This is a genomic window from Streptococcus sp. ALY_211, from assembly GCF_058314555.1.
On the sequence record NZ_JBZFUN010000001.1, the window covers coordinates 96,654 to 121,445 of the forward strand.

At 43.3% G+C, this 24,792-nt stretch carries 17 protein-coding genes; 7 read left to right on the top strand and 10 right to left on the bottom strand.

What is annotated here, in order from left to right; translation table 11 throughout:
* Positions 1-110 precede the first annotated feature (110 nt).
* The 4 genes from AC4HAJ_RS00505 (at position 111) to AC4HAJ_RS00520 (ending at position 5,565) form a co-directional block, all read left to right on the top strand.
* Positions 111-608 carry an LURP-one-related/scramblase family protein gene (locus AC4HAJ_RS00505; protein WP_491078198.1) on the top strand — a complete coding sequence of 166 codons (498 nt, stop codon included), beginning with the start codon at positions 111-113 and terminating at the stop codon, positions 606-608.
* A 35-nt stretch (positions 609-643) separates the two neighbouring features.
* Positions 644-3,262: an alanine--tRNA ligase gene (gene alaS / locus AC4HAJ_RS00510; protein WP_491078199.1), complete on the top strand. Its 2,619-nt coding sequence runs from the start codon at positions 644-646 to the stop codon at positions 3,260-3,262.
* A gap of 213 nt (positions 3,263-3,475) precedes the next feature.
* Positions 3,476-4,369: an ABC transporter ATP-binding protein gene (locus tag AC4HAJ_RS00515; RefSeq protein WP_491078200.1), complete on the top strand. Its 894-nt coding sequence runs from the start codon at positions 3,476-3,478 to the stop codon at positions 4,367-4,369.
* Positions 4,366-5,565 (top strand): ABC transporter permease, encoded by a 1,200-nt coding sequence (locus tag AC4HAJ_RS00520; protein WP_491078201.1) that lies wholly within the window; start codon positions 4,366-4,368, stop codon positions 5,563-5,565. Before AC4HAJ_RS00515 ends, AC4HAJ_RS00520 begins: the two co-directional genes overlap by 4 nt.
* Positions 5,566-5,683: 118 nt before the next feature.
* On the opposite strand, the gene thiT is transcribed toward AC4HAJ_RS00520, so the two are convergent.
* Complete coding sequence (gene thiT / locus AC4HAJ_RS00525) at positions 5,684-6,253, bottom strand: energy-coupled thiamine transporter ThiT (protein WP_491078202.1); 570 nt, start codon at positions 6,251-6,253, stop codon at positions 5,684-5,686.
* Between the two features lie 466 nt (positions 6,254-6,719).
* Here thiT and AC4HAJ_RS00530 point away from each other — a divergent pair, with 466 nt between their 5' ends.
* Both AC4HAJ_RS00530 and cshA read left to right on the top strand, forming a co-directional pair.
* The gene (locus AC4HAJ_RS00530; RefSeq protein WP_491078203.1) at positions 6,720-11,255 is read left to right on the top strand and encodes an antigen I/II family LPXTG-anchored adhesin; all 4,536 of its coding nucleotides are present in this window, start codon (positions 6,720-6,722) and stop codon (positions 11,253-11,255) included.
* Between the two features lie 271 nt (positions 11,256-11,526).
* A complete protein-coding gene (gene cshA, locus AC4HAJ_RS00535) occupies positions 11,527-13,086 on the top strand; it encodes a degradosome RNA helicase CshA (protein WP_491078204.1) in 1,560 nt (519 codons plus the stop codon).
* A 143-nt stretch (positions 13,087-13,229) separates the two neighbouring features.
* Here the strand turns inward: cshA and AC4HAJ_RS00540 are convergent, their stop codons facing one another.
* From AC4HAJ_RS00540 to AC4HAJ_RS00555, 4 genes are all read right to left on the bottom strand, one after another.
* On the bottom strand, positions 13,230-15,209 hold the full coding sequence (locus AC4HAJ_RS00540; RefSeq protein WP_491078205.1) for a hypothetical protein: 1,980 nt from the start codon (positions 15,207-15,209) through the stop codon (positions 13,230-13,232).
* Between the two features lie 164 nt (positions 15,210-15,373).
* Positions 15,374-16,258 carry an alpha/beta hydrolase gene (locus AC4HAJ_RS00545; protein WP_491078206.1) on the bottom strand — a complete coding sequence of 295 codons (885 nt, stop codon included), beginning with the start codon at positions 16,256-16,258 and terminating at the stop codon, positions 15,374-15,376.
* Between the two features lie 194 nt (positions 16,259-16,452).
* Positions 16,453-17,724 carry a 2-hydroxycarboxylate transporter family protein gene (locus tag AC4HAJ_RS00550; protein WP_491078207.1) on the bottom strand — a complete coding sequence of 424 codons (1,272 nt, stop codon included), beginning with the start codon at positions 17,722-17,724 and terminating at the stop codon, positions 16,453-16,455.
* 23 nt (positions 17,725-17,747) lie between these two features.
* A complete protein-coding gene (locus AC4HAJ_RS00555; RefSeq protein WP_491078208.1) occupies positions 17,748-19,370 on the bottom strand; it encodes a malolactic enzyme in 1,623 nt (540 codons plus the stop codon).
* 150 nt (positions 19,371-19,520) lie between these two features.
* Here AC4HAJ_RS00555 and AC4HAJ_RS00560 point away from each other — a divergent pair, with 150 nt between their 5' ends.
* Positions 19,521-20,402, top strand: coding sequence for a LysR family transcriptional regulator (locus tag AC4HAJ_RS00560; protein WP_491078209.1), 882 nt, complete (start codon positions 19,521-19,523; stop codon positions 20,400-20,402).
* Between the two features lie 396 nt (positions 20,403-20,798).
* Here AC4HAJ_RS00560 and AC4HAJ_RS00565 read toward each other — a convergent pair whose 3' ends face one another.
* From AC4HAJ_RS00565 to AC4HAJ_RS00585, 5 genes are all read right to left on the bottom strand, one after another.
* Positions 20,799-21,794 (bottom strand): GIY-YIG nuclease family protein, encoded by a 996-nt coding sequence (locus tag AC4HAJ_RS00565; protein WP_491078210.1) that lies wholly within the window; start codon positions 21,792-21,794, stop codon positions 20,799-20,801.
* 75 nt (positions 21,795-21,869) lie between these two features.
* On the bottom strand, positions 21,870-22,283 hold the full coding sequence (locus AC4HAJ_RS00570) for a DUF3021 domain-containing protein (protein WP_491078211.1): 414 nt from the start codon (positions 22,281-22,283) through the stop codon (positions 21,870-21,872).
* Positions 22,284-22,293: 10 nt separating this feature from the next.
* The gene (locus AC4HAJ_RS00575) at positions 22,294-22,752 is read right to left on the bottom strand and encodes a LytTR family DNA-binding domain-containing protein (protein ID WP_491078212.1); all 459 of its coding nucleotides are present in this window, start codon (positions 22,750-22,752) and stop codon (positions 22,294-22,296) included.
* 20 nt (positions 22,753-22,772) lie between these two features.
* Positions 22,773-23,633, bottom strand: a complete 861-nt coding sequence (locus AC4HAJ_RS00580) for an ABC transporter permease (protein WP_491078213.1) — start codon at positions 23,631-23,633, stop codon at positions 22,773-22,775.
* Positions 23,633-24,487, bottom strand: coding sequence for an ABC transporter ATP-binding protein (locus AC4HAJ_RS00585; protein ID WP_491078214.1), 855 nt, complete (start codon positions 24,485-24,487; stop codon positions 23,633-23,635). Before AC4HAJ_RS00585 ends, AC4HAJ_RS00580 begins: the two co-directional genes overlap by 1 nt.
* Positions 24,488-24,792 lie beyond the last annotated feature (305 nt).

Here is a 24,792-nt window from a genome sequence, read left to right on the forward strand (position 1 = left end):
CAATGAAGAATGACAAGATCATTAAATGGAGGTGGTACCGCGGTTTTGATCGCCCTCCCTTTGGTGACCTTGTTTTTTAGTTATTCCTTATAGCATGAGGGAGTTTCTGTATGAAAACATTTCAAATCAAACAAAAAATGTGGTCCTTGGGCGGAAAATTTATCATCAATGATGAGCTGGGCATACCATCTTATCAGGTGGAAGGCAGCCTCTTTAAAATTCCAAAGACCTTTACTATTTTGGATATGTCTGGTCATCAGGTGGGAAAAGTTGAAAAGCGGGTCTGGTCCTTTCTTCCCAAATTTGATGTGAGTTTAGCTAATGGTCAGGTTGTTACCATCAAAAAAGATTTTAGCTTTTTTAAACCCCACTATTCCCTTGAAAATCTGAATATGGAAGTTCAGGGCAATTTTTGGGATATGAATTTTGACCTGCTGCAAAATGGTCAAGTCCTAGCCCGTATTTCACAGGAATGGTTGAGGATGACTTCAACTTATAATATTGAAGTCTATCAGGAAAGTTATTCAGACTTAGTCATTGCATTAACAGTAGCGATCGATTATGTCAAGGCTCAAGAAGCTGGAGCTGCAGCTTCAGCTTCTCATTAACTAAGAACAGAGATATAGAAAGGTAATACTTATCAATGAAAGCATTAACATCTGCACAAATTCGTCAAATGTGGCTTGACTTCTGGAAATCCAAGGGTCATGCCGTAGAACCATCAGCCAATCTGGTGCCGGTCAATGACCCTACCCTTCTCTGGATTAACTCTGGGGTGGCAACGCTCAAAAAGTATTTTGATGGGTCCGTTATTCCAGAAAATCCCCGCATTACTAATGCGCAAAAGTCGATCCGTACTAATGATATTGAAAATGTCGGAAAGACAGCCCGCCACCACACCATGTTTGAAATGCTGGGGAACTTCTCAATCGGCGATTACTTCCGTGATGAGGCGATTGAGTGGGGCTATGAGATCTTAACTAGTCCGGACTGGTTTGCCTTTCCTAAGGAAAAGCTCTATGTGACTTATTACCCAGATGATAAGGATACCTACAATCGCTGGATTGCCTGCGGTATGGAGCCAAGTCATATGGTACCAATCGAAGATAACTTCTGGGAAATAGGTGCTGGGCCTTCTGGACCTGATACAGAAATCTTCTATGATCGTGGTGAGGATTTTGACCCAGATCATGTTGGCTTGCGCCTCTTGGCAGAAGATATTGAAAATGATCGTTATATCGAGATTTGGAATATTGTCTTATCACAATTTAACGCCGATCCTAAGGTTCCACGCAGTGAGTATAAAGAGCTTCCAAGTAAAAATATTGATACGGGGGCTGGCTTAGAGCGTCTAGCAGCAGTCATGCAGGGGGCTAAGACAAACTTTGAAACAGACCTCTTTATGCCAATCATCCGTGAGGTTGAAAAGCTCTCAGGTAAAACTTATGATCCAGATGGCGACAATATGAGTTTCAAGGTCATTGCTGACCACATCCGTGCCCTCAGCTTTGCTATCGGTGATGGTGCTCTTCCTGGTAATGAAGGTCGTGGGTATGTTCTTCGTCGTCTCCTTCGTCGTGCGGTTATGCATGGCCGTCGTTTGGGGATTACAGATACCTTCCTCTACAAACTCGTTCCAACGGTTGGTAAGATTATGGAATCTTACTACCCTGAAGTGCTGGAAAAGCAAGACTTTATTGAAAAGATCGTTAAACGTGAAGAAGAAACCTTTGCCCGCACCATTGACGCTGGTAGTGGCCATTTGGAAGAACTCTTAGCCGATCTCAAAGCAGCCGGTAAGGATACTTTGGAAGGTAAGGATATCTTCAAACTCTATGATACTTATGGATTCCCAGTTGAGTTGACAGAAGAGTTGGCAGAGGATGCTGGCTATAAGATTGATCATGCTGGTTTCCAAGCTGCTATGAAAGAGCAGCAAGAGCGGGCCCGGGCTGCAGTCGTCAAGGGCGGTTCGATGGGAATGCAAAACGAAACCCTGTCAGGTATCGTTGAGTCCTCTACGTTCAGCTATGAAAACGAAGCGCTGGACAGCAAGTTATCCGTTATTATCGTGGACAATGAACGTGCTGACGCTGTAGCGTCAGGTCAAGCCCTTCTCGTCTTTGACGAGACGCCATTCTACGCTGAAATGGGCGGACAGGTAGCTGACCATGGTGTCATCACAGATGCGTCAGGTCAGGTTCTTGGGCGTGTGGTGGATGTGCAAAAGGCACCAAATGGTCAAGCCCTCCATACCGTTGAGGTTGAGGGTGAATTGACTCTGGGGACAGAGTACCACTTGGAAATCGACCACAAGCGGCGCTATGCGGTTGAGAAAAACCATACGGCCACTCACCTGCTCCATGCGGCTCTTCACAATGTTATTGGTGAGCATGCGACCCAGGCTGGATCTCTCAATGAAGAAGACTTCTTGCGTTTTGACTTCACTCACTTTGAGGCTGTGAACGCTGACGAACTCCGTCGTATTGAAGAAGAAGTCAACCAACAAATCTGGCAGGCTATTGAGGTCAAGACGGTTGAGACTGATATCGACACGGCTAAGGAAATGGGAGCTATGGCTCTCTTTGGTGAGAAATACGGTAAGGACGTTCGTGTCGTAGTTATCGGTGATTACTCTATCGAGCTCTGTGGTGGTACTCATCTGGGTAATACTTCGGAAATTGGTCTCTTTAAGATCGTTAAAGAAGAAGGAATCGGATCAGGTACTCGCCGTATCCTAGCTCTGACTGGTCAGCAAGCCTTTGAAGCCTTCCGTGAGGAAGAAGACAGTCTTAAATCAGTGGCTGCTGCTGTCAAAGCTCCACAGCTCAAGGAAGTCCCAGCTAAGGTGCAAAGTTTGACTGAGCAAGTCAAAGACCTGCAAAAAGAAGTCGCAGAACTCAAAGAAAAGGCAGCTGCTGCCGCAGCAGGCGATATCTTTAAGGATGTCAAAGAGGCAAATGGTATCCGCTATATCGCCAGTCAAGTAGAGGTTTCAGATGCTGGTGCTCTGCGCACCTTTGCGGACAACTGGAAGCAGGCAGACCACTCAGATGTTCTGGTCCTGGCAGCAAGTATCGGTGATAAGGTCAATGTCCTTGTGGCAAGTAAATCTAAAGACATCCACGCTGGTAATCTGATTAAGGAACTTGCTCCAATCGTCAGCGGTCGTGGTGGTGGTAAGCCAGACATGGCCATGGCCGGAGGTTCAGACGCTTCACAAATCCCTGCTTTACTAGCAGCTGTAGCTGAAAAGTTGTAATCATATAGCACCAAGAAACCAAGTCTTAGCGGGCTTGGTTTTTTTATGTGCAGTGGCTTGTCGACGGACATCTGTGATTGCTGGTAAAATGGGTTTTGTTTTACCTATGAATGACCGTTCAGGCATAAAAAGCAACCATTCAGGCAATCGTGTTCTTATCGTTTATTTTTAGTGTAGAATACTAGGAGAACTTTAGACTAGAAAGGATAGTTTATGTTAGAAATTCATCGTTTAAAAAAGAGCTTTGGCAGTAAGGAAGTACTGCACGGGCTTGATACTCAATTTAAGAAGGGTCGAATTACTGGCCTTGTCGGTAAGAATGGTGCTGGTAAGACCACTCTCTTTCATTCTATTTTGAATTTTGTCCAGTTTGAGGGCAGTATTAGCTTTGAGGGTCAAAAGATTACTCAGGAGACCTTTGCTAGGATTGGTTATTTGCCAGAGGAGCGCAGTCTTATGCCCAAGCAGACGCTTAAGGATCAGATCAGTTATCTCGCTGCACTCAAAGGGATGGCGAGACGTGATGTAGCAGCTGTTTTGCCCCAATGGATGGAACGCTTAGAGGTCAAAGGAAAGCTAGACGATAAGATTAAATCTCTCTCTAAAGGGAATCAGCAAAAGGTTCAGTTGATTGCGACTCTGATTCATCAGCCGGATTTGATTATCTTAGATGAGCCTTTTTCTGGCTTGGATCCCGTCAATACAGCCCTTCTTAAGCAGATTATCCGAGAAGAAAAAGAGCGTGGTGCCTGCATTATCTTTTCGGATCATACCATGGCTAATGTAGAAGAAATCTGCGATGATTTAGTGATGATTGCAGATGGTGAGATTGCTGTCCAGGGCAGTGTCAATGATGTCCGTCTGTCCTATGGACGGACGCGTCTCTTTATCAGCTCTGATCTCAGTCAAGAAGAATTGGAAAAGCTGGATCATGTGGAAGTGGCAACGAAAACCAAGATGGGGACTTGGCGCTTGATTTTAGATGATGAGGCAGCAGGACCTGAGCTCTTTCAAATTTTGACAGGTGGGCATTATGTCCAAACCTTTGACCAACAACCACCAACCGTGGATGAGATCTTTAAAATGATTGCGGGGGTAGAAGCATGAACCAGATTGTGACAGTAATGAATGAGACCTATAAGAGACAAGCCAAATCAATCAGCTTTTTACTTTTGGTCTTGTCGCCGTTCTTATTAGCTGGATTAATAGTACTGATGGGTGGGGTTATGGACTCATCTTCTGATGAACCTGAAATTGCCTTGGTTGCTCCAAAAGCAGTTAAAGAGCAGCTCTCACATGCAAAGGATTATAAGAGCATGGCGAGTGCTTCATCTGCTCAAAAAGCCCTAGATAAAGATGATATTTCGGGTTATCTTGTCTTGAATGAAAAAGATGGTCAGCTGACGGCTACCTATCATGGGGTAGAAGCCATGGATGAGCATGATAAGACAGTGCTGATGCAGGATTTATCAGTTCTGCAAGCTGGACGTAATCAGTCTGAGGCTCAGCTTAGCCCTGCTCAGTCTCAGGTGCTGGCACGTCAAGTCAACTATAAGGAAGAACTAGCTGGTAAGAAAAAGGCAGACCAAAAGGCTGCTAAAACTATTTCCTTGTTTATCCTTATTTTTGCCTTGTACATGTTGCTCTTAACCTATGCTAGTATTATCTCGCAAGAATTTGCTAGCGAAAAGGGTACCAAAATTATGGAAGTTATCTTCTCTAGTGTTGAAGCTAGCAGTTACTTTTACGGTAAGATTCTAGGTATTTTTGCGCTTATTTTGACGCATATTGGAATTTATGCCGTGGGTATCGCAGTCTCCCTAGATCCTCTCTTGAGTATGAAACAGTTCCATTCTTATAGAGGGGTTGTGCATGAGGTTGTCAAAAATTTTGATGGTCTGACGGTTGGCTTTATTGTACTGGCACTTTTACTCTATGTTATTTTAGCAGCCTTATGTGGCTCTTTAGTCAGTCGGGCTGAAGATGCTAGCAAGGCAGTGCAACCGCTCATGTATATGATAATGGTTGATTTTGTTTTGAGCTTTTCAATGTCAATGTCAGAAAATAATAATCTATTAACCAAGGTCACCTCTTATATTCCTTTAACGTCTCCTTTTGTCATGCCGGTTCGATTGATTAATCAACATGCTAGTCTGGTAGAAGGAGCCATCAGTCTCGCTCTCCTAGCTGGAACAATTGTGTTTGTCTTAGTGTTTATGGCTCGCAATTATGCTGGTTTTATCCTCCAGACAGATGATAATGGTATTTGGAAAACCTTTAAAAGAGGGTTGTCACACCGTTAAGATAGTAGTTTCTTAGTTATTAGAGATAATTTTATTGTCTTATATTAGAGCAGGAAAAATTAGTGGTATGATATAGAAAATTATAAAAGCCTTGCTGAGATATGACTCAGCGAGGCTTTTATACGGTTAGGAATCGTTTCAGAAATGGCAGGAGAAGTGCTAGGATAAGACAGCAAGATAGGCCTTCTCCAAGAAATCCTGTACCGTTGACGATTAGGGAATAGATAAAGGCACTCTGGCCAGGAGCAGCGTACTTTCCAAAAAAGATCATGCCTGTAATAAAGTGAATAGAATAGCGAGATAGGGTGCCTATACAAATACCGAATAGGATTAGGGCTAAACTTTTTATGGTATGCTCTTGTTTAAGGGCTGTTTGAAGGGATGCTTTCGTGATACCCGCCAAGCCTATCATACTAAAGGCAAGGAGGTAGTCCAGTATACCTTGTACAAAGGTCAGCCAGCCAGCTGCAGCTTGTCCTAGCAGTAGTTGAAGCAGGCCCCAAAGGAGTCCGGCAGCCATAGCTGGTCGAGTACCTCTGCGAAAGGCTAGGATAAAAATAGGTACCATTTTGAAAGAGAAGGACATCCAGGGTCCTACCATGAGTGGCTGTGTCAATAGGTCGATAATCATGGCTAGTCCTGCAAAGAGGGCTGTCTCGGTCATTGTAGCTAGTGAGTTTTTGGTCATAAAAAAATCCTTTCTTATTACCGCAGCAAAGACTGGGCAATGGATGATTTGCCACAATCAAAACTGTGATAATTCAAGGAAAACTTGATATTATCCGCACATCCCTTACGCAAGCATTACCTTGTTCAGGTTCAAAGAGTTTAGGCTTTTGGATGTAAAATCTGGCAGTCTGTCAGATTTATCCAGCAGCCATTCTCAGCATAAGCTCCTCTTGTGACGCCCTTATCATAACAGAAAATGTTCTATTTAACAAATTTTCTGGTTAGATCGTGGTTATTAGGGTATGTGATGTCTGAATTCGTAGGGGAGGAGCAGTGTTTCCTAGTTTTTACTGTAAGCTAACAATTTTCTGAATAATTTCTAAACAAAAACTGAAAATTAAAATTATTTCAATAAAAAGACTCATATGTTACAATATGGCTGGTAATAACTCATCTTTTACCTAAAAAGCGATAGGAAGTAAACAATGAGAATGAAACAAATTTATGGGTTTCGAAAAAGTAAAGCTGTAAAATCTCTATGTGGAGCTGTACTAGGAACTACAGCCCTGCTGTCATTGACAGGCTATAGGGTTGCAGCAGAGGAAGTTACGAAAACAACTAGTAGTATTGATACAGAGGTAGTAGGTACGGAAACGGGTAATCCGGCGACTAATCTGCCAGAAAAGCAAGCTGATCTGAGTGCTCAAGCAGAGGCAAGTCAAGATCAAGCGGGTCAGACTACAGGAACACTCCCAGTTGACGTAGCAAGGACAGAGGTAGATAAGGCTGTTGCAGATGCTAAAGAGGCTGGTGTCACTGTTGTTCAAGATGAAACGGTTGATAGAGGAACAGTAAAAACTGCCGAAGAAGCAGCTCAAAAAGAAGCAGAAATCAAAGACGATTATGCTAAGCAGGCTGAGGAAATCAATCAGGTAACTGAGCAATATCAGTTAGATTTGGCCATTCATCAGGCAGAGACTGATCGTATCACTACTGAGAATCAAGCAATAAAGGCGCAGTATGAAAAAGATATGGCTGCTCACAAGGCAGAGGTCGAGCGCATTACTACTGCTAATGCAGCTGCCAAGCTTGATTATGAAGCTAAATTAGCTCAGTACGAGAAAGATTTGGCCGCTGTTCAACAAGCTAATTCAGACAACCAAGCAGCCTATGAAGCCGCTAAAGCTGCCTACGAAAAGGAACGGGTTCGGGTGCAAAAAGCTAATGCTGCTGCCAAAGCGGCTTACGACAAGGCTGTAGCTGAAAATACGGCCAAAAATGCTGAGATTGCAGCGACAAACGAGGCTGTTAAACAGCGCAACGCCCAAGCCAAGGCTGATTACGAAGCTGCTCTGAAGCAATATGAAGCTGACTTGGCAGATGTTCAACAAAAGAACGCGGCTAATGAAACTGATTACCAAGCTAAAAAGACGGCCTATGAAACCGAATTAGCTCGAGTGCAAAAAGCCAACGCTGCTGCCAAGGCAGCTTATGACCAAGCTGTTAAGGACAATCAAGTTAAGAATGCTGAGATTGCAGCCGACAATGAAGCCATCAGACAGCGCAATGCCCAAGCCAAGGCTGATTACGAAGCCAAATTGGCCCAATATCAAAACGATCTGGCAGCAGTCCAAGCGGGGAATGCGGCTAATGAAGCTGATTATCAAGCTAAAAAAGCAGCCTACGAAACTGAATTAGCTCGGGTACAAAAAGCCAATGCTGATGCCAAGGCAGCCTACGATCAAGCTGTTAAAGACAACCAAGTTAAGAATGCTGAGATTGTAGCCGAAAATGCAGCTATTAAACAGCGCAATGCCCAAGCCAAGGCTGATTACGAAGCTAAATTAGCCCAATATCAAAATGACTTAACCCAGTACCAAAAAGATTTAGCTGACTATCAAACCGAGTTAAGAGCTTATGAAGCTGCTCAAGTTGCTTACAAGACTGCCTTGGCAGAACTGGAAAAACACAAAAATGACGATGGTTATTTACCATCACCAGAATCGCAACCCTTTATTTTTGAGCAAGAAAAAAATGCTACCCTTGAAATTACATCGGGAGATAGAGTCTATAATGCTGACGAATTTTATGCCGAAGCAGATAAAATGGACTATATTAAGGCTGATACCCCATTTAATACAGAAAAGAGACGGGTTGCTTATAACCATTTTTGGGGTGGCATTCAAGATAGTGCCGATTGGCCGGGCAAGCGAGTATTTTTGCCAAAAGGTAAACCTGTTGTTGCACGGTACAGCAACCTAAAGAATTCAGAGCTGAATGGTAAAAAGATTGCATCTGCAGAATTTATATATACGCTAAAAGATACCAGTCTTAATGCCGATAAAATACCTGCCATGCTATATGATGATCCTACAGCAACAATCTATTACTTTGAGTTCTTCGGCTCACAGAGTATTGATGTCGACATTAGCTTTTATGATGAAGATGGCAATAAGATCGATGCAACAGGTGCCTTGTTAGATTTCTCTTCACTTAATAGAGGGCATGGTTGGGCACAGTATGATGGTGTAAATGCCATTGAAAAGGTTGATTATCACACAGGGACGGCCATTGAAATAAACGGCTCTTCTGTAAAAGACAATGGAGATGGCTTATACGCCGCTACGCCAAACTATACTAAGGCTAATCAATCAAGATTTGAAAGCAGTGAGTGGGATACTACAGATTCTCCAGTGAATTGGTATGGGGCTATTGTTGGTAAACAAACCGGTCCCGATATTCAATTTACGCTTTCTGCTGAAAATGCTTCTGGAATATGGTTTGCTTTTGATTCTAAGATAAAGGCTAAGGACATTCCTAATAAACCGGTTGAGCCAAGGCAACCAGTTGCGCCAACTGAGCCAGATGAACCTTCTTATGAGCTTGAAAAGGACTTGGAGCCAGCACCAATCGAACCCAACTACCATCCAGAACCAGCGCCGCCGACTCGTACACCGGATCAGCCGGAACCTAACAAACCCAACGAGCCTGGTTATGAAGTAGAAAAGCCTCAAGAACCGGCACCAGTCGAACCCAACTATGAGCCGGAACCAACACCACCGACTCGGATACCGGATCAGCCGGAACCGAATAAACCAGATGAACCCAACTATGAAGTGGAGCAACCTCAGGAACCAGAACCGGTAGAGCCAAGCTATGAGGATGAGCCTACGCCGCCGACTCCAACAACTCCAAAGGATGAGCCAACAGAACCGGTTGCGCCCGACTATGAAACCCTGCCAATACCGCCAACTGATCCTGTTTATCAAAATCTACCAACGCCACCTGAAATCCCAACTGTCCGTTTCCACTATGCGAGATTGTCTGTTCAACCACAAGTCAATAAGGAGATCAGGAATCAGGATAATGTTGCTATTGATAAGACCTTGGTGGCTAAGCAATCTGTTGTTAAATTTCAACTGAAGACGGCTGAACTGCCTGCAGGACGTGAGGAAACAACTTCCTTTGTCTTGGTCGATCCTCTTCCAAGCGGCTATCAGTTCAATCTTGAAGCGACAAAGGTGGCTAGTCCAGACTTTGACGTTGTCTATGATCAAGCAAGTCATACAGTGATCTTCACAGCAACAGCTGCTACCTTAGAGAAGTTCAACGCCGACTTGACTAAGGTGCTATCACCGGCTTACCCAACAGTCGTAGGACAAGTGCTCAATGATGGAGCGACCTATACCAACAACTTCACTCTGACTGTGAATGATGCCTACGGTATCAAGTCCAATATTGTTCGTGTGACGACACCTGGTAAACCAAATGATCCTAATAATCCTAACAACAACTATATCAAACCACATAAGGTCAATAAAAATGAAAATGGGGTGACGATTGATGGCAAAACCGTTTTAGCCGGTTCAACGAATTTCTATGAGCTGACTTGGGATTTGGATCAGTACAAGGGAGATAAGTCAGCCTCAGAAACTATCCAAAAAGGCTTCTTCTATCTGGATGATTATCCAGAAGAAGCGCTGGAACTGCGTTCAGATTTAGTTAAAATTACTGATGCCAGTGGTGAGGCCGTAACAGGTATCAGCGTGACTGATTATACTAGCCTTGACGTAGCACCTGTAAGTGTTCAGGAAGTCTTGAAAAGGGCAAAAATCACACCGAAAGGTGCCTTCCAGCTCTTTACGGCTGATGATCCGCAGGCTTTCTATGATGCTTATGTCGTGACAGGTATTGATTTGACCATTGTTAGCCCAATGAGGGTCAAGGCGGAAATGGGCAAGAGTGGTGGTCAGTATGAAAATAAGGCCTATCAAATTGACTTTGGTAATGGATACGAATCAAACATTGTTACTAACAATGTTCCTAAGATTGAACCCAAGAAAGACGTCACCTTGACTCTGGATCCGGCCGATATGACAAGTGTTGATGGTCAGACTATTGCACTTGGTCAAGTCTTCAACTACCGCTTGATTGGTGGTATCATTCCTGCTGATCATTCCGACGAACTCTTTGAATACAGTTTTTATGATGATTATGACCAAACAGGGGATTTCTATACAGGACAATATAAGGTCTTTGCCAAAGTCGATATAAGGCTCAAAGACGGAAGTGTTATCAAGGCTGGCGCTGATCTGACGTCACACACAAGAGCAGAAGTGGATGGTGCTAAGGGCGCTATTGCCATTAGGTTTGAAGAAGACTTCTTGCGTTCTGTTTCTCTTGCTTCCGCCTTCCAAGCAGAAACTTACCTTCAAATGAGCCGCATCGCTGTTGGTACCTTTGAAAACACCTATGTCAATACTGTTAATGGCTTTGCCTACAGTTCCAATACGGTTAAGACGACGACACCGGATCCCAAGGATCCTAATCAACCGCCTACTCCGACTCAAGAACGTGTGGTAACAAAAGTAACTTATCACTTCAAGGATAATAGTTCTAAGGATAGTAGATTGCCAGAAACTGGTGACAGTGATAATGCTTATCTGCCGATCTTGAGTCTAGGTGTTGTGCTAGCTGGTTTAGGTATGATGGAGCTTTCACAGCGTCGTAAAGAGAACTAATAATGTTCGATGTGCCTGATCCAGTTATGGGTAGGTAAGCCAATAAGGCTGGAAATAAGATGAATGCTGTTTATAGGGTTGGCTATAGAAGTTAAGTATCAGCGGATTTTTTCAGGACCTGGCTATTGGTTAAGTTTAATTTTCAGTAGATAAACTATCATTTTACCCCATAACGTGGTATACTTAGGGAGTTGCACTCATGGTGCAATAATGATACTAAACAGGTTTTATAAGGCAGCCTCGCACTGTCTTTTTAGAAAAGAGTTTTTAAGTGAAATTTACAGAATTACAACTATCAGCAGATATTTTGTCAGCCGTTGAAAAAGCTGGCTTTGTAGAGCCATCACCTATACAGGAGATGACGATTCCCTTGGCCTTAGAAGGTAAGGATGTCATTGGTCAGGCGCAAACAGGAACAGGTAAGACTGCGGCATTTGGGCTGCCAACGCTGAATAAAATTAATGTCGAGCACAAAGCTATTCAAGCCTTGGTCATTGCACCAACGCGCGAATTGGCCGTTCAAAGTCAAGAAGAGCTCTTTCGATTTGGTCGAGACAAGGGGGTTAAGGTCCGTTCTGTCTACGGTGGTTCCAGTATTGAAAAGCAAATTAAGGCGCTTCGCTCAGGGGCTCATATCGTTGTGGGAACACCAGGACGCTTGCTGGATCTGATTAAGCGTAAGGCTCTTCGCCTCAATAATATTGAGACCCTTATTCTGGATGAGGCTGATGAAATGCTTAACATGGGCTTCCTTGAAGATATCGAAGCTATCATCAGTCATGTCCCTGAGGAGCGTCAAACTCTGCTTTTCTCAGCGACGATGCCCGATGCTATCAAGCGTATTGGAATTAAGTTCATGAAAAATCCTGAGCATGTCCGGATTGCAGCAAAAGAACTAACCAGTGATAATATCGAGCAGTTCTATGTTCGTGTCAAAGAACAAGAAAAGTTTGATACTATGACGCGCCTCATTGACGTTGATCAGCCTGAGCTCTCTATCGTCTTTGGTCGTACCAAACGTCGTGTTGATGAGCTGACACGTGGGCTTAAACTTCGTGGCTATCGTGCTGAAGGGATCCACGGAGACTTGGATCAAAATAAGCGTTTACGTGTTATCCGTGATTTCAAGAATGATAATCTAGATATTTTGGTGGCGACAGACGTTGCAGCACGTGGTCTTGATATTTCTGGTGTGACTCATGTCTACAACTACGACATCCCACAAGATCCAGAGAGCTATGTTCACCGTATCGGCCGTACTGGTCGTGCTGGTAAAAAGGGACAATCTATTACCTTTGTTTCACCAAATGAAATGGGTTATCTCTCTATTATTGAAAATTTGACCAAGAAGCGTATGCAAGGTCTTAAGCCAGCGACAGAAAAAGAAGCCTTTGAAGCTAAGAAGCGTGTCGCTTTAACGAAGATTGAGCGTGATTTTGCAAATGAGGCAATTCGTGCCAACTTTGATAAGTTTAAAGAAGATGCGGTTAAGCTGGCAGCTGAGTTTAGCCCAGAAGAATTGGCCCTTTATATCCTCAGTTTGACGGTTCAAGATCCAGCGACTATGCCAGAGGTTGAGATTAGTCGTGAGAAGCCTCTACCGTTTAAGCCATCTGGCTTTAATCGTAGCAAGGGTGGACGTGGGAATAATAACCGTAACCGAGGTGGACGTGGCGAGCGAAACCGTCGTGATAATAATGGTCGTCGTGATTTTAAACGCACGTCCAATAAAAATCGTAAGGACTTTGAAAATAAGAATAATAAACATCCACACCGTACCTCAAGTGAGAAGCAAAGTGGCTTTGTGATCCGAAATAAAGGAGATCGCTAGGTGACGAATATAGCTTAGTGTTCGGTTAAAAAATAGTCATTAAGCATAAGACATATTTAACATGACAAAAAACCAGTTTGAAACTTCAAACTGGTTTTTTTTATACATGAAATTGAACAATGATCTTTTGTCAAGGCGTTTATTTATGGCTGACGTTGGCCAGTGTTGATGTCGTAATAGTTGCCGTCGGGGTCTGTAGCACCCTTGACTTGGCTGCCGTCAGCGTTGAAGTAGAGGTTTTGACCGTTGATAGTTTGGGCGCCTGTTACCCCTTTACCATCGGCATCAAAGTAATACCATTTGCCAGAGACTTCAACAAAGCGATTGGCTACAGCCTTACCATTTTCATCGAAGTAGTAAAAATCGGTTGTAAAGGCTGTTTTTGAAGGGTTCTTGAAGTAAGTATTAGACGCTTTATGGCTATAAACCTTACCGCTTGGAGCTATAGCATAAAGGTTGAAGTAAACCAGTTGATTAGTCTTTGCTGGGTAGTTAGTGACTTTAGCTAGACCGGTTTGGTCGAGGTGATAGGTGATGCCATCGACGGTAACATCTTGATTGGTTAGGGCTTCACCAGTGTTATTATCAAAGTAATAGCGTGCTCCAGTTGCCGTTGAGTAGAGGGCTCCTTTGATCTGATGCCCATCTTCTTCATCAAAATAGAGGTGTTTCCCATCGATCGTTTGTGATCCTTTGACGCGCTTTCCATCGTTTCCATAGTAGTAGGTGTTGCTGTTTTCTTCAACGAATTGGTTGGTCACAGCTGCGCCGTCTTCGCCGAAATACATGTAGTAAGAATCTACATGATTATCGTATTTGTTTGTAGGGATATGATAGTGGGGAGTACCAGATTTTTCAAACCAGACGCTACCGTGGAACATAGCATTTGGCAGACCTGTCACTTTGGCTGGTCCATTATATTGCCATTCTTTGGTATCTCCAAAATAGTAAGTTTTCCCGTCAATTGTGGTGAGACCAGAGACTACTTTACCCTCGTCATCTAAGTAGTAGGTGTTATTATCTTGTGTGATGAATTGGTGTTTGATCAAGGTATTTTCTACCAAGATCCCTGTCTCATCAGGTTGATAAGCTTTTCCTTGATATATTTCAGTGTAATCAATCAAGTATTCTAGATTATTGAGATAGCTTGGGCGAGTGATCAGTTTACCGTCATCGTCGAAATGATAGAGTTTTCCTTCGATTTCTTGGAATCCTGAGACTGCGTTCCCTTTGTCGTCAAAGTAGTAGGTATCCGTTATCGTAGGGCCAATTGGGCTATAGTCGATAGTGTAGCTACGGAAGGCGTTATAAACTTTTTGACCGTTGAAATGGTCATAGTAGTTTATTGTGCCGTCTTCATTTTTAAGTATGCGTCCTTTCCATTGGATACCGCTATCATCAAAGTAGTATTCTTTGCCGTCAATGACTTGGTGACCACGGACCTTGGCACCATCTTGGCCATAGTAGACCCAAGAGAGGTATCTGGAGCTGCTTCTTGGACGAGTTGCGATATAGGCTAGGCGAAAACGATTGGTCCACATCTGTCCATTATCTTGATCGAAGTAATAGTCATTATCACCGATTTTGACTTCTTTACCCTTTGCTTGTTTGCCGTCTTGGTCAAAGTAGAGGTGGGCGCCATCAATGGTCTGAAAGCCTGTGACCTTTTGACCGTTTTGGTCAGCATAATACCAATTGCCTTGGTCGTCACTATAAAAACCAGAGGTTGTGGTGACGCTTGTTGCTGATGGTTCAGAGACAGCAGGTTCTTCTTCCTTAGATAGCGGAGAGGATGCTGTATCTGTATCTTGTGATTCTGAAGTCAGCACTGTGCTTGCTGCTGTAGACTCTGAAGGCCTTTCTTCTTGGGGCGTGTTAGGTGTTTGATTAGGAGCAGGCTCTGATGTGGTGAGTGGGTTGTTGACCACGGCAGTGTTCTGATTAGCAGTTTGTGCTTTGTCATTGGTGTTTGTATCAGCGACGAGTGGTGTCGTTACTTGAGTTTGCTCGTCAGCTGTAACTGGCTTGGATAAAGCGGTAAAGCTAGCCAAGATGACAGCACTGGACAGGGTGAACAGGTATTTCTTGGAAGGTTTCCAAGATAGCTTATCTCGTTTTCTCATGGGTATTCCTCCTAATTTAGCCAGATAGAGCTCCTATTATGGTAATGAGAGGCCTTCTCTATCCTCTAGTGGTTTTATTTTAGCAGAAATTTAAGATTTTGGTAAGAGAAATTTAAGATTAATTTAAATCAAAAATGGCTAGCCTATCTATCAAAGTATAAGTCTTAGACCAGATGCTTCTTGAAGAAGTTCAGCATTTCTAGGTTACATGCTAGAGCTTCGGGATCTTTACTATTGTAATTAAAGACATGCTTTTTGGGATTGTCCGCTGTGCCGTAGGAGTGAAATTCGTGAGTGATTCCTTTGGCTAATAAGTAGCCATCTAAACGGACAGTACAGTCACGGAGGAAGTCATTATTGGCTGTGGTAAGAAAGAGAGGTGGAAGCTCTTTAGTCATGTAGTCTTCAGTTTGGAGCATATCGTATTTTTCTGCCAAAACTTCAGGTGTGAAGTAGGCTTCTGGTGCGCCCTCAATAACACCTGGTAAGGTCAAAAAGGCAGCTCCACAATGGATGGCACCAGCTCGAACAGTGAATTCTGGTTTAGCATAGTCAAATTTAGCTCGAAAGGTAGCATTGGTTAGGATGGTCAAATATTGACCGGCCATTTGACCGCCAGCGCTATCTCCTATGATAAAGACATTGTCCAGATCAAGGTCATAATCTTGTCCATGTTGCGCTACCCAGTGCATAGCAAGATTGACATCATCAAGTTCACTTGGAAAGATAACATCAGGTGCCAGTTCATAGTTGAAATTGACAAAGCCAAAGCCTTCCTTGGCTAGACTGAGGCCAAAGAACTGATAGGTTTCTTTAGTGCCGTAAACCCAGCCTCCGCCGTGAATGTTGATGATCGTTGGAACGTTTCCTTGGCGATTTTTGGGTAGGTAGATGTCTAACAGATTCCATTTTTCCTTTGGACCGTAGGCAATATCATCAAAACGCTCAACTTCAGGAATTTCTCTAGGAAGTCCTGCATCACGTTGACCATCAACTATTGTAGCATGTTGTCTGAATGCTTTAGCTGCTTTTATGTCTTCATTCGTCATTAGGATTCACCACCTTCTAAGAATTTTATGCTTTTATTGTAGTGATTTATGGCTAAGAATACAAGAATAAGGTAGACTAGCTGATCTAGGACAGTATTAGTGGAATAGCTGTTTGTCAATTTCTCTATAAAAAATAACCTGGATTTCTAATGTGAAGTTCCAGGTTACTTGTCTATTAAATCGGTCTATTTGCTTTAGCTAAAGAGCTGAATCAAAATACCACCTAGGATAAGGATAATGGCCCCACCGAGCCGGTTAGCCATTTGGGCAAAAGCGATCATTTCCATACGGTCAGCAGCTGATAGGACAGCGATATTACCAGTACCTCCCATGGAATTATTGATCATACCGGCACCGATAGCTGTTTCAACTGGGAAGAGTCCGAAGATCTTACCAAGGAACCAACTAGCCAGTCCCATAGCAAGGACAGAGGTCAAGCTGAGGACTAGGAATTGCCAGGTCATGGCAGCAGCCAATTTGGAGAGATCCATCATGGCTAGTCCGATCCCTGCCAAGACAGCATGGGTCAGATTGGTCATAACCACTTGGTTAAACATCACGACACAATCTTGTAGGGCTTTTGGTACAGTATCGGTGGCCTTTAGGATAAAGACAATGATAATCATAAAGGCATAGCTATGAATCTTAGGAATAAAGGCATTGAGAATGACACCGATAAGGAATAATCCAAAGGCAAACATGAGCCCGACACCGATTTTGGTGGCATCGAGTGTGATTGCAGGTTTTTCCAGCTCATCTTTATCAACCTCGATAAGCACTCCATGACCGTTATATTTTGTCTTGGCAAAGGCTTTGGCGATAAAGATAGCACCAATGATGGCAAAGAGGTTACCAAGGGTTGTGGCTGGTGCTAGTTGGTTGAGGATTTGACCTGCTGGGACATGGAGTTGGCTAGCATAGATCTTAGAGAGGGGAACGATACCAGCTCCCATCCCCCCAGCCATCTGTGCCATTGAAATATAAAGGACAGAGTGACTAAAGCCTTGTCCCAGCAGCATACCCATACCGCCAGTTGCAAAGAAACCAATGACCATAGTGGCCAGTGAAATGGGGATAAAGCGAGCTGATGCCTTAACTAAGAGGTTGCGGTTCATACCTAGGATAGCCCCACAGATCAAGGCTGCAATGTAGAAATCCAGAAAGCCCCAATCCTGCATAAAGGCAGCTGTCGCATCGATAACAGTCTTGGGCATGATACCAAAGCTGTTAAGCAGGGCAGCCAGCAGTAAGGTCATGACAGATCCTCCACCTAGATAGGTGTTAAAGATTGGCAGTTTTTGGCCAAAGAAGTAGAAGAGATGTCCTAGAAGGACTAACATGAAAGTAATCCCCAACATGTTGAGGGGAAGTTTCCCCATCCAGATAGTAAGGGCTAAGATGATGACTAAGGTCACATAGAGTGGGAGCTTGACACCAGAAATTTCAATAGCATTGAGTTTTTTCATAATAGCTAAAAGCCTCCAGATTCTTAGTATTCAGGATACCATTTGAGATCTCGAACAGCCTTTGCCATGTCGGTTTCTGTTGCTTGTGCTAATCCTTGCTCTTGGGCTTTTTTAGCAACGGCCTCTGCCACCTTGATAGAGACGTCTGGCACATATTTAAATGGTGGAAGGACAGGAGCGCCTGGTTGGCCAGGATCAACGAGACCACTGAGTGAATGAGCAGCAGCTCCGATCATTTCATCTGTCAACAGCTTGGCTTCTGAGGCTAGCATACCAAGACCAAGACCTGGGTAGATCAGAGCGTTGTTGGCTTGGCCGATTTGATAGTCAACTCCCTTGTAAGTAACTGTACCAGAAGGTACACCTGTTGCTACGAAGGCCTTACCATCTGACCATTGGATGACTTGTTCAGCAGTTGCTTCTAATTTTTTCGTAGGGTTAGAGATTGGGAAGATGACTGGGCGCTCAGTATTTTCACACATAGCCTTGACGACGTCTTGGGTGAAAGCACCAGCATCTGTAGAAGTACCAACCAAGATGGTTGGTTTAACTGCCTTGATCACATCTAGGAGATTGGTCATGTCTCCAGCGTTTTCAAAGTCCGCCCGTTTCTTGGCAAATGGTTTTTGGGCTGGAGTGAGGTCTTCCATATCATCAAAGAGAAGGCCTTGTGTATCAATCATAAAGAAATGCTTGTAAGCTTCTTCTTCTGAGAGACCTTCGCTGACCATTTCGGCGTGGACACGTGAGGCAATTCCAGCCCCAGCAGATCCAGCTCCGTAGCAGAGGTAGACTTGGTCAGTGAGTCTTTCGCCAGTGATGTCAAGAGCACCGAAGATACCACCAAGTACTACAATACCAGTACCTTGGATATCATCGTTGAAGGTAGGGATAGATTTCTTGTAGCGGTTCAAGATGTCCGCCGCAGTTGAGCGACCAAAGTCCTCCCAGTGGAGGTAGAGTTTAGGGAAGAGCTTTTCTGCGGTTTGAACGAATTGATCGATAAAGGCATCGTACTTTTCACCACGCACACGCTCATGGCGGTTACCAAGGTACATGGGATCATCCAAGAGTTCTTGGCGGTTGGTACCTGCATCGATGACAAGGGGCATGACGCATGATGGATCAATCCCAGCAGCAGCTGTGTAGACCATGAGTTTTCCAACAGAAATATCAACCCCTTGGACACCCCAGTCACCGATACCAAGGATACCTTCAGCATCTGTTGCCACAATCAGGCGGATATCACGGTCACCAGCAGCGTTTTTAAGGGTTTCTTCGATATTTTCTGGGTGGTTGATGTCCAGATAAGCAGCGTATTGTGGATCTACAAAGAGGTGGCTGTAATTTTCAATCGTATCTGCGATGACTGGATCATAGACAATAGGGTTGAACTCAACCATGTGTTGGTTAAACAAATGATAGAAGAGGGTACGGTTAGTGTTGAAAATTTCCATCAAAAAGAGGCGTTTTTCTAAATTTGATGGTTTTTGAAGGAAATGTTGGTAAGCTTGCTCAGCTTGTTCTTCAATGGTTTGAACATAAGGTGGCAAGAGTCCAATAAGACCAAGTTCTTTACGCTCTTCCATGGTAAATGCGGTCCCTTTATTTAAAAAAGGATTATTTAAAATGTCATGTGCTTTCATGGGGAAAACTCCTTAAATAATAGAATGGTTACTCGTATGAGTTTTATCATTATAGGAATTTGCAAGTCTTATAGTCAACTTGACCCCATATCATAAATTTTATTTATAAGAGCGTTAAAAATTTGTTAGAATAGACAGCGGAGGACAGACATGAATTTAAGGGATTTAGAGTATTTCAAAGAGTTATCTAAACGAAAGTCATTTACCGCAGTGGCTAAATCTTTTGAGGTCAGTCAGCCCACTATTACCTATGCTGTTAAGCGCTTGGAAGATCATTTTCACTGTGACCTCTTTATCAAGAATCCGTCTCATCGCTCGGTAGTCCTGACCCAAGAAGGTGAGATTTTAGCCAAGCACATTGGGGTTATCTTGAGTGAGCTGGCGATTTCAGAAAAAGAGATGGAGCGGGTCCATCACCATGAGATTAAGGTTGGCTTGCCACCGATCATTCGTGCTAGGATTTTATCTGAATTGATCCAAAAGGGTGAAGACATTTCTTTTATCTCAGATATCCAGATGACGGGAGAGGAAGGTTCTGTCGATCTCTTTCAACATTTGATTAGTGGGGATTTGGATTTTAGTCTGATTGGCAGTTTACATGTACTAGATCATCCTAAGCTGGTCACCAAGGAGCTCTATCAGAGGCCTTTTTATGTGATCGTCTCAGAGAAACATCCCTTATCTCAACGCCAATCGATTAGGTTTGAGGAGGTGTTGGAAGAACCCTTTATCTTACTGGATGAAGGGCACACCCACCTAGATGCTTTTAATCATCTTAACGAGCGCTTTGATAATAGAGCTAAGGTTGCCTACAAATTATCGGAAGTGACCTTGATTGGTCAGATGGTCCGTGAAAACCTAGGCATCACCTATATGACAGACTTTTTCTTCTTTTCCAATGATGAAGGTCTGGTTAAGATTCCTGTGCAGGGTGATAGCAACCATTTTCATGTCAGTTACGCCTACTCAAAAAATACTGTCTTGTCTCCTGTTATTAAACATTTGATTGCCTTACTAGAAACCATCGACTAATTGTTAGATTATAAAACCAAGCCTTTTTGCTGAGGCTTGGTTTGTTTTACTAGTTTAAATGTGTGTCGAGGTCGGGTTAGACATAGAAAATCAGCGCTCGATCTTGGCTTGATTAATGGGAGGTTTTTGATGGCGATAGAGATACTTAAGGACCTTGAACTGGGAGTGAGTCGGCGGGTAGTCTTGTGGGCGGTTATTGGAGAGTTGCTCAAAATCCTGAACCAGCAGTTTTAGAATAAAGGTATTACCTTAGTTTATCTTTTGGCATAGAACCTCCTTAAGGATATATAGCATGCTATGGATTGCCAACCGATCTGCTCGGAATGGGTGAAAATAAAAGAGCAATCTTCATCCTTTAGATTTGCTCTTTTATCCTTATTCTAGCAGTCGTTAGTGTTATTGATGGGCTTTGATATAAGCAAGTTTTTGTGCGCGTGTTTTTTGTTTGAAGCGACTTTCAGCACTCATTGCTGCATTCTTGTGATTGAACGTTTCGGAGTAGATTAACTTGACGGGCAGGCGGGACTTGGTGTACTTAGCCCCTTTTCCAGCATTGTGGGTGGCGAGCCGCTTGTCGAGGTCTGTTGTGTAACCGGTGTAGAGACTGCCATCAGCGCATTCTAGGACATACATATAGGCTTTGTGGTCTTTACCAAAATAGATGTCATGGATGTCATCGGTATAGTCGCCATTGTCCTTGTGGACGATGAGCGGCGGTAGGACTTTCATGCCATCTAGGGAGCCATCTTTGATGGCCTCGACTAAGATCATATTGGCTGCCTTATCTTTTTTAGGATAGACAAATTGGACACGTTTAGGCGCCAGCTTGTAATTCTGCAGAGTTTCCATGATTTCTAGGAAGCGATCAGGCCGGTGCACAAGGGCTAGGCGTCCTTTGGTCTTTAAGGCCTGCTGGCTGATTTTACAGATAGCTTCTAGGTTGGTTGTGATTTCGTGGCGGGCTAGGAGGTAGTGCTGGCTGGCATTTTTTTTAGAGGTTTCAGTGGCCTTAAAATAGGGTGGATTGCATAAGATGAGATCTACCTTTGAACGGGGGACGTGCTGAAGGAGATTGTCCAGATCGTCATGGACCATGGTGACCTGATCTTGGAGATTGTTTAAAGTAATGGAGCGCTGTCCCATATCAGCCAGGCGCTCTTGGAGCTCGATCTCGACGATTTTAGCCTTGGTCTTGGTTGATGCAAAAAGTCCAACGGCTCCATTTCCAGAGCAGAGGTCAACGATTAAACCCTTGGATGGAAATTTTGGGAAGCGTGATAGCAGCACACTGTCGACAGAGTAGCTGAAGACGTCTTTATTCTGAATAATTTTAACATCGGTTGAAAAGAGCTGATCAATGCGCTCTCCTTGAAGTAAATGTGGCTTAGTCATAGTCTTTATTATAGCACGGGAAAAAGAGAGAGGACAAGCTAAGAAATAGAGAAAGTGGGACTCTTATCTTACTGCTTATGGCTTGTTGGAATGAGACTTTTTCTTTTCTTCCAGTACTTGGTTGATGCGGTTGGTACGATTAGCAAAGGATAAGGAGGACAGGCACCAAATAGTAACATAAACCAGTAGAAAAGTGGCTAGAAAGGGAAGGGTGAATGGATTGGTGATCTTATTTAGCAAGGTCATCAAGGCAACCAGTGCATAGACTAGACAAAAATGTAGGCTAAGTCCGGCAAGCAGTGATAAGCGATCCCATATAAAAATCATGCTCACCAGACCGATAAGGGCACTGATCCACATCACCGTTGCAATTTGTGCGACAGATTGTGTCTGTGCGTGTGTCATCAATAGCAAAAGCGTATAAGTGACTCCTCCAAAACCAACTCCGATGATAGCAAATTTAAAGATTGTTTCAATTTTTTTAATCATATTTACGCCCTCACAATCCTAGCTTCTTTTCGAGATTTTTTAAATACCAGCGACTGACATGTATCTTTCGTCCCCCTCTTAAAAAGGCGACCATATTTCCAGAAAAACTGTTTTCCAGCGCTTCTAAGTAGTTAATATTGATGAGGCATTGTTTTGATACTTGCACGAAGTCGGAATTTTTGAGCTGGTTCTGAAATTTATAGAGTCTCTCTTTGATCAGGTATTGACCTGTCAGGGTTTCTAAGACGAGGTTGGATCCATCCACTTCGACTGATAATAATTGATTCGTTTTAATCATGTCGATTCTGTCCTTGGTCTTTATGGGCAGAAATAGTGGGGATTTTGCTTGATAAGCTGCTAGGTATTCCAGTAACTCTGTAACAGCTGGAGTAGTCTGGTTGCTGCGAACAATAATCTGAATGTTATCGTCATCCAGATTTAGGATGTCTTCAAATTTATAGTCTACCAAATCCTGTCTCCCTCAACTTTCTAGGTTATAGCCGTTTTATTCGTTTTACGATAGGTGATGAGCAGGTGAGCTAGGAGCAATCCTAAGCAGATAAGGATGATTCCAATTGCTATTAAAATATTCTGTGTTAGATTCGTCAATCCATTCCAATCCAGTCCAATTCCTAGAAATTCTTTGATCTCAATGCCTTTAATGCTGGCCCGATGAGGAATATCTTCTACTAGGATCTGTCTAAAAGCTGCAGCACTGTAGGCACTGGGTGTTATTTTAACAATGGCTTGAGCACTGTCTGGTAGGGCACCGATTGGCATATAGACACCTACTAAAAACCCAGAAGCAGTCCCAATAATGATTGAAAAGCGATCTGCAGATTCTGATGTTTGGAACCGCTGTGCTAAAAGTAGGCTTAAGCTAGCTCCCAAACTGGCGGAAATCAGCATGACACCTAGCATTGGTATGGAGGTGTCCCATTGAAAAGCTAAGCCGTCTTGGTAGAAAAAGTAAACCGACATGATCAGGTACATGACTATCTGCATGATGAGACCAATGAAGGTGCTGCTTAGTAGATAGCCCATCTGCAAGGAGAAAAAGGAGGTGTCTGTCAATAGGAAGTCATCGAGACAGTGTTTTTCACGATCTCGGATTAAACGGCTTGTCCCGGTCCATGTCGTTGTCATACTGGTCACGGCCAGTGTTCCTCCAATAACCCATTGGTCCAGAATTTTTTCAGCGTTCTTGATGGCTTGGAAAGAATCCACTAGATTCTTTTGCAGGAAGATAATATAAAGGGCAAAAGCGATCCAGGCTCCTAAAAGTGAGAAAAAAAGACTGGCTTTATTGCTAAAGTAAAGTTGACAATTTCTTTTGGCAAGGGCAAACATTAAGACATCTCCTTTCCTGTGATGGCCATGAAGGCTTCGTTGATCGTTCCTGCCTTAAATTCAAAATCTGAAAGCTGGTGGCGGTACTGAGTTAGAAAATCGAGGGCATCTTGTGAGGTCATTCCCTCAATCACCAAGCCTCCTTCAACTTTTGTAATAGGGAAGTCAAGATTGGTGATAGTCCTTGGGTCGATCCCTCTGATATAGAGTTGTGTTTTGGCATATAAGTGGATGAGTTCTTGAGCAGTGCCCTGGGCTAAAAGACGTCCATGATCGATGATATAGGTCATATCGGCATTTTGGGCTTCTTCTAAATAATGGGTCGTTAAAACAATAGTAAGTCCTTGTTGCTGCTTTAAGTGATGGAGCAGTTCCCAGATCAGTTTTCTGGTTTGAATATCCAGTCCTGTTGTTGGCTCATCTAAAAATAAGACATCTGGCTTGTGTAGGAGGGCACGGGCAATATCGACACGTCTACGCTGTCCTCCAGATAGGGTGCCATAGGCTTGGTCTAGAAATTCATCAAGACCAATGAGGGTGATTAATTCTTCTAACCAGGCTTTATCCTTATTTTTATATAGTTTGGCTCTATTTTGTAGATTGTTACGAACGCTCAGTTCATCGTCGAGGACACTGTTTTGAAAGACGATGCCAATTTTTAAACCAGCTTCTTTAGATATATGTCCTGAGCTGGGCTGCTCTAGACCTGTTAGCATGCGAATGGTTGTTGATTTTCCAGCACCATTTGTCCCTAAATAAGCCACTAAACTGCCTCTAGGGATAGAGAGATCTAGGTGGTTGACGACGGTTTTATTCCCATATGTTTTGCTTAGTTTTTTTGCTTGAATAAGCATGGCTTTCTCCTCGTGTTAAAATATAATCTAGTATAGCACAGTAGAGTAGGCAAAAGAAGCTATTGAGAGCTAAGTGGTAGCGGTCAGAAGCCAAGTGGTAGATTGGGCTTTCTGTTTTTGCACTAAGGCTGATATTATTGGTCCATAAGAGGGGCATCAGCAAAAAGAGATAACGGATTGTTTATTGCAATTTTTAAGCAGCAGCCTACCATTAGTTAGTGTGGATTTGGGAGGCTCTCCAGCAGAGCTTGTTTGGTGATTTTTTTGAATTTTCTAGATAAAGGGCGTAAAATAAATGTGTTAAG

What these genes read in the sequence shown, in the direction of transcription:
- AC4HAJ_RS00570 (WP_491078211.1), bottom strand. Translation starts at nt 22,283, where the DNA reads ATGATTAAAAAAATTGAAACAATCTTTAAATTTGCTATCATCGGAGTT.
- AC4HAJ_RS00545 (WP_491078206.1), bottom strand. Translation starts at nt 16,258, where the DNA reads ATGACGAATGAAGACATAAAAGCAGCTAAAGCATTCAGACAACATGCT.
- AC4HAJ_RS00565 (WP_491078210.1), bottom strand. Translation starts at nt 21,794, where the DNA reads ATGACTAAGCCACATTTACTTCAAGGAGAGCGCATTGATCAGCTCTTT.
- AC4HAJ_RS00505 (WP_491078198.1), top strand. Translation starts at nt 111, where the DNA reads ATGAAAACATTTCAAATCAAACAAAAAATGTGGTCCTTGGGCGGAAAA.
- AC4HAJ_RS00530 (WP_491078203.1), top strand. Translation starts at nt 6,720, where the DNA reads ATGAGAATGAAACAAATTTATGGGTTTCGAAAAAGTAAAGCTGTAAAA.
- AC4HAJ_RS00515 (WP_491078200.1), top strand. Translation starts at nt 3,476, where the DNA reads ATGTTAGAAATTCATCGTTTAAAAAAGAGCTTTGGCAGTAAGGAAGTA.
- AC4HAJ_RS00555 (WP_491078208.1), bottom strand. Translation starts at nt 19,370, where the DNA reads ATGAAAGCACATGACATTTTAAATAATCCTTTTTTAAATAAAGGGACC.
- AC4HAJ_RS00580 (WP_491078213.1), bottom strand. Translation starts at nt 23,633, where the DNA reads ATGTTTGCCCTTGCCAAAAGAAATTGTCAACTTTACTTTAGCAATAAA.
- alaS (WP_491078199.1), top strand. Translation starts at nt 644, where the DNA reads ATGAAAGCATTAACATCTGCACAAATTCGTCAAATGTGGCTTGACTTC.
- AC4HAJ_RS00560 (WP_491078209.1), top strand. Translation starts at nt 19,521, where the DNA reads ATGAATTTAAGGGATTTAGAGTATTTCAAAGAGTTATCTAAACGAAAG.
- AC4HAJ_RS00540 (WP_491078205.1), bottom strand. Translation starts at nt 15,209, where the DNA reads ATGAGAAAACGAGATAAGCTATCTTGGAAACCTTCCAAGAAATACCTG.
- AC4HAJ_RS00550 (WP_491078207.1), bottom strand. Translation starts at nt 17,724, where the DNA reads ATGAAAAAACTCAATGCTATTGAAATTTCTGGTGTCAAGCTCCCACTC.
- AC4HAJ_RS00585 (WP_491078214.1), bottom strand. Translation starts at nt 24,487, where the DNA reads ATGCTTATTCAAGCAAAAAAACTAAGCAAAACATATGGGAATAAAACC.
- thiT (WP_491078202.1), bottom strand. Translation starts at nt 6,253, where the DNA reads ATGACCAAAAACTCACTAGCTACAATGACCGAGACAGCCCTCTTTGCA.
- AC4HAJ_RS00520 (WP_491078201.1), top strand. Translation starts at nt 4,366, where the DNA reads ATGAACCAGATTGTGACAGTAATGAATGAGACCTATAAGAGACAAGCC.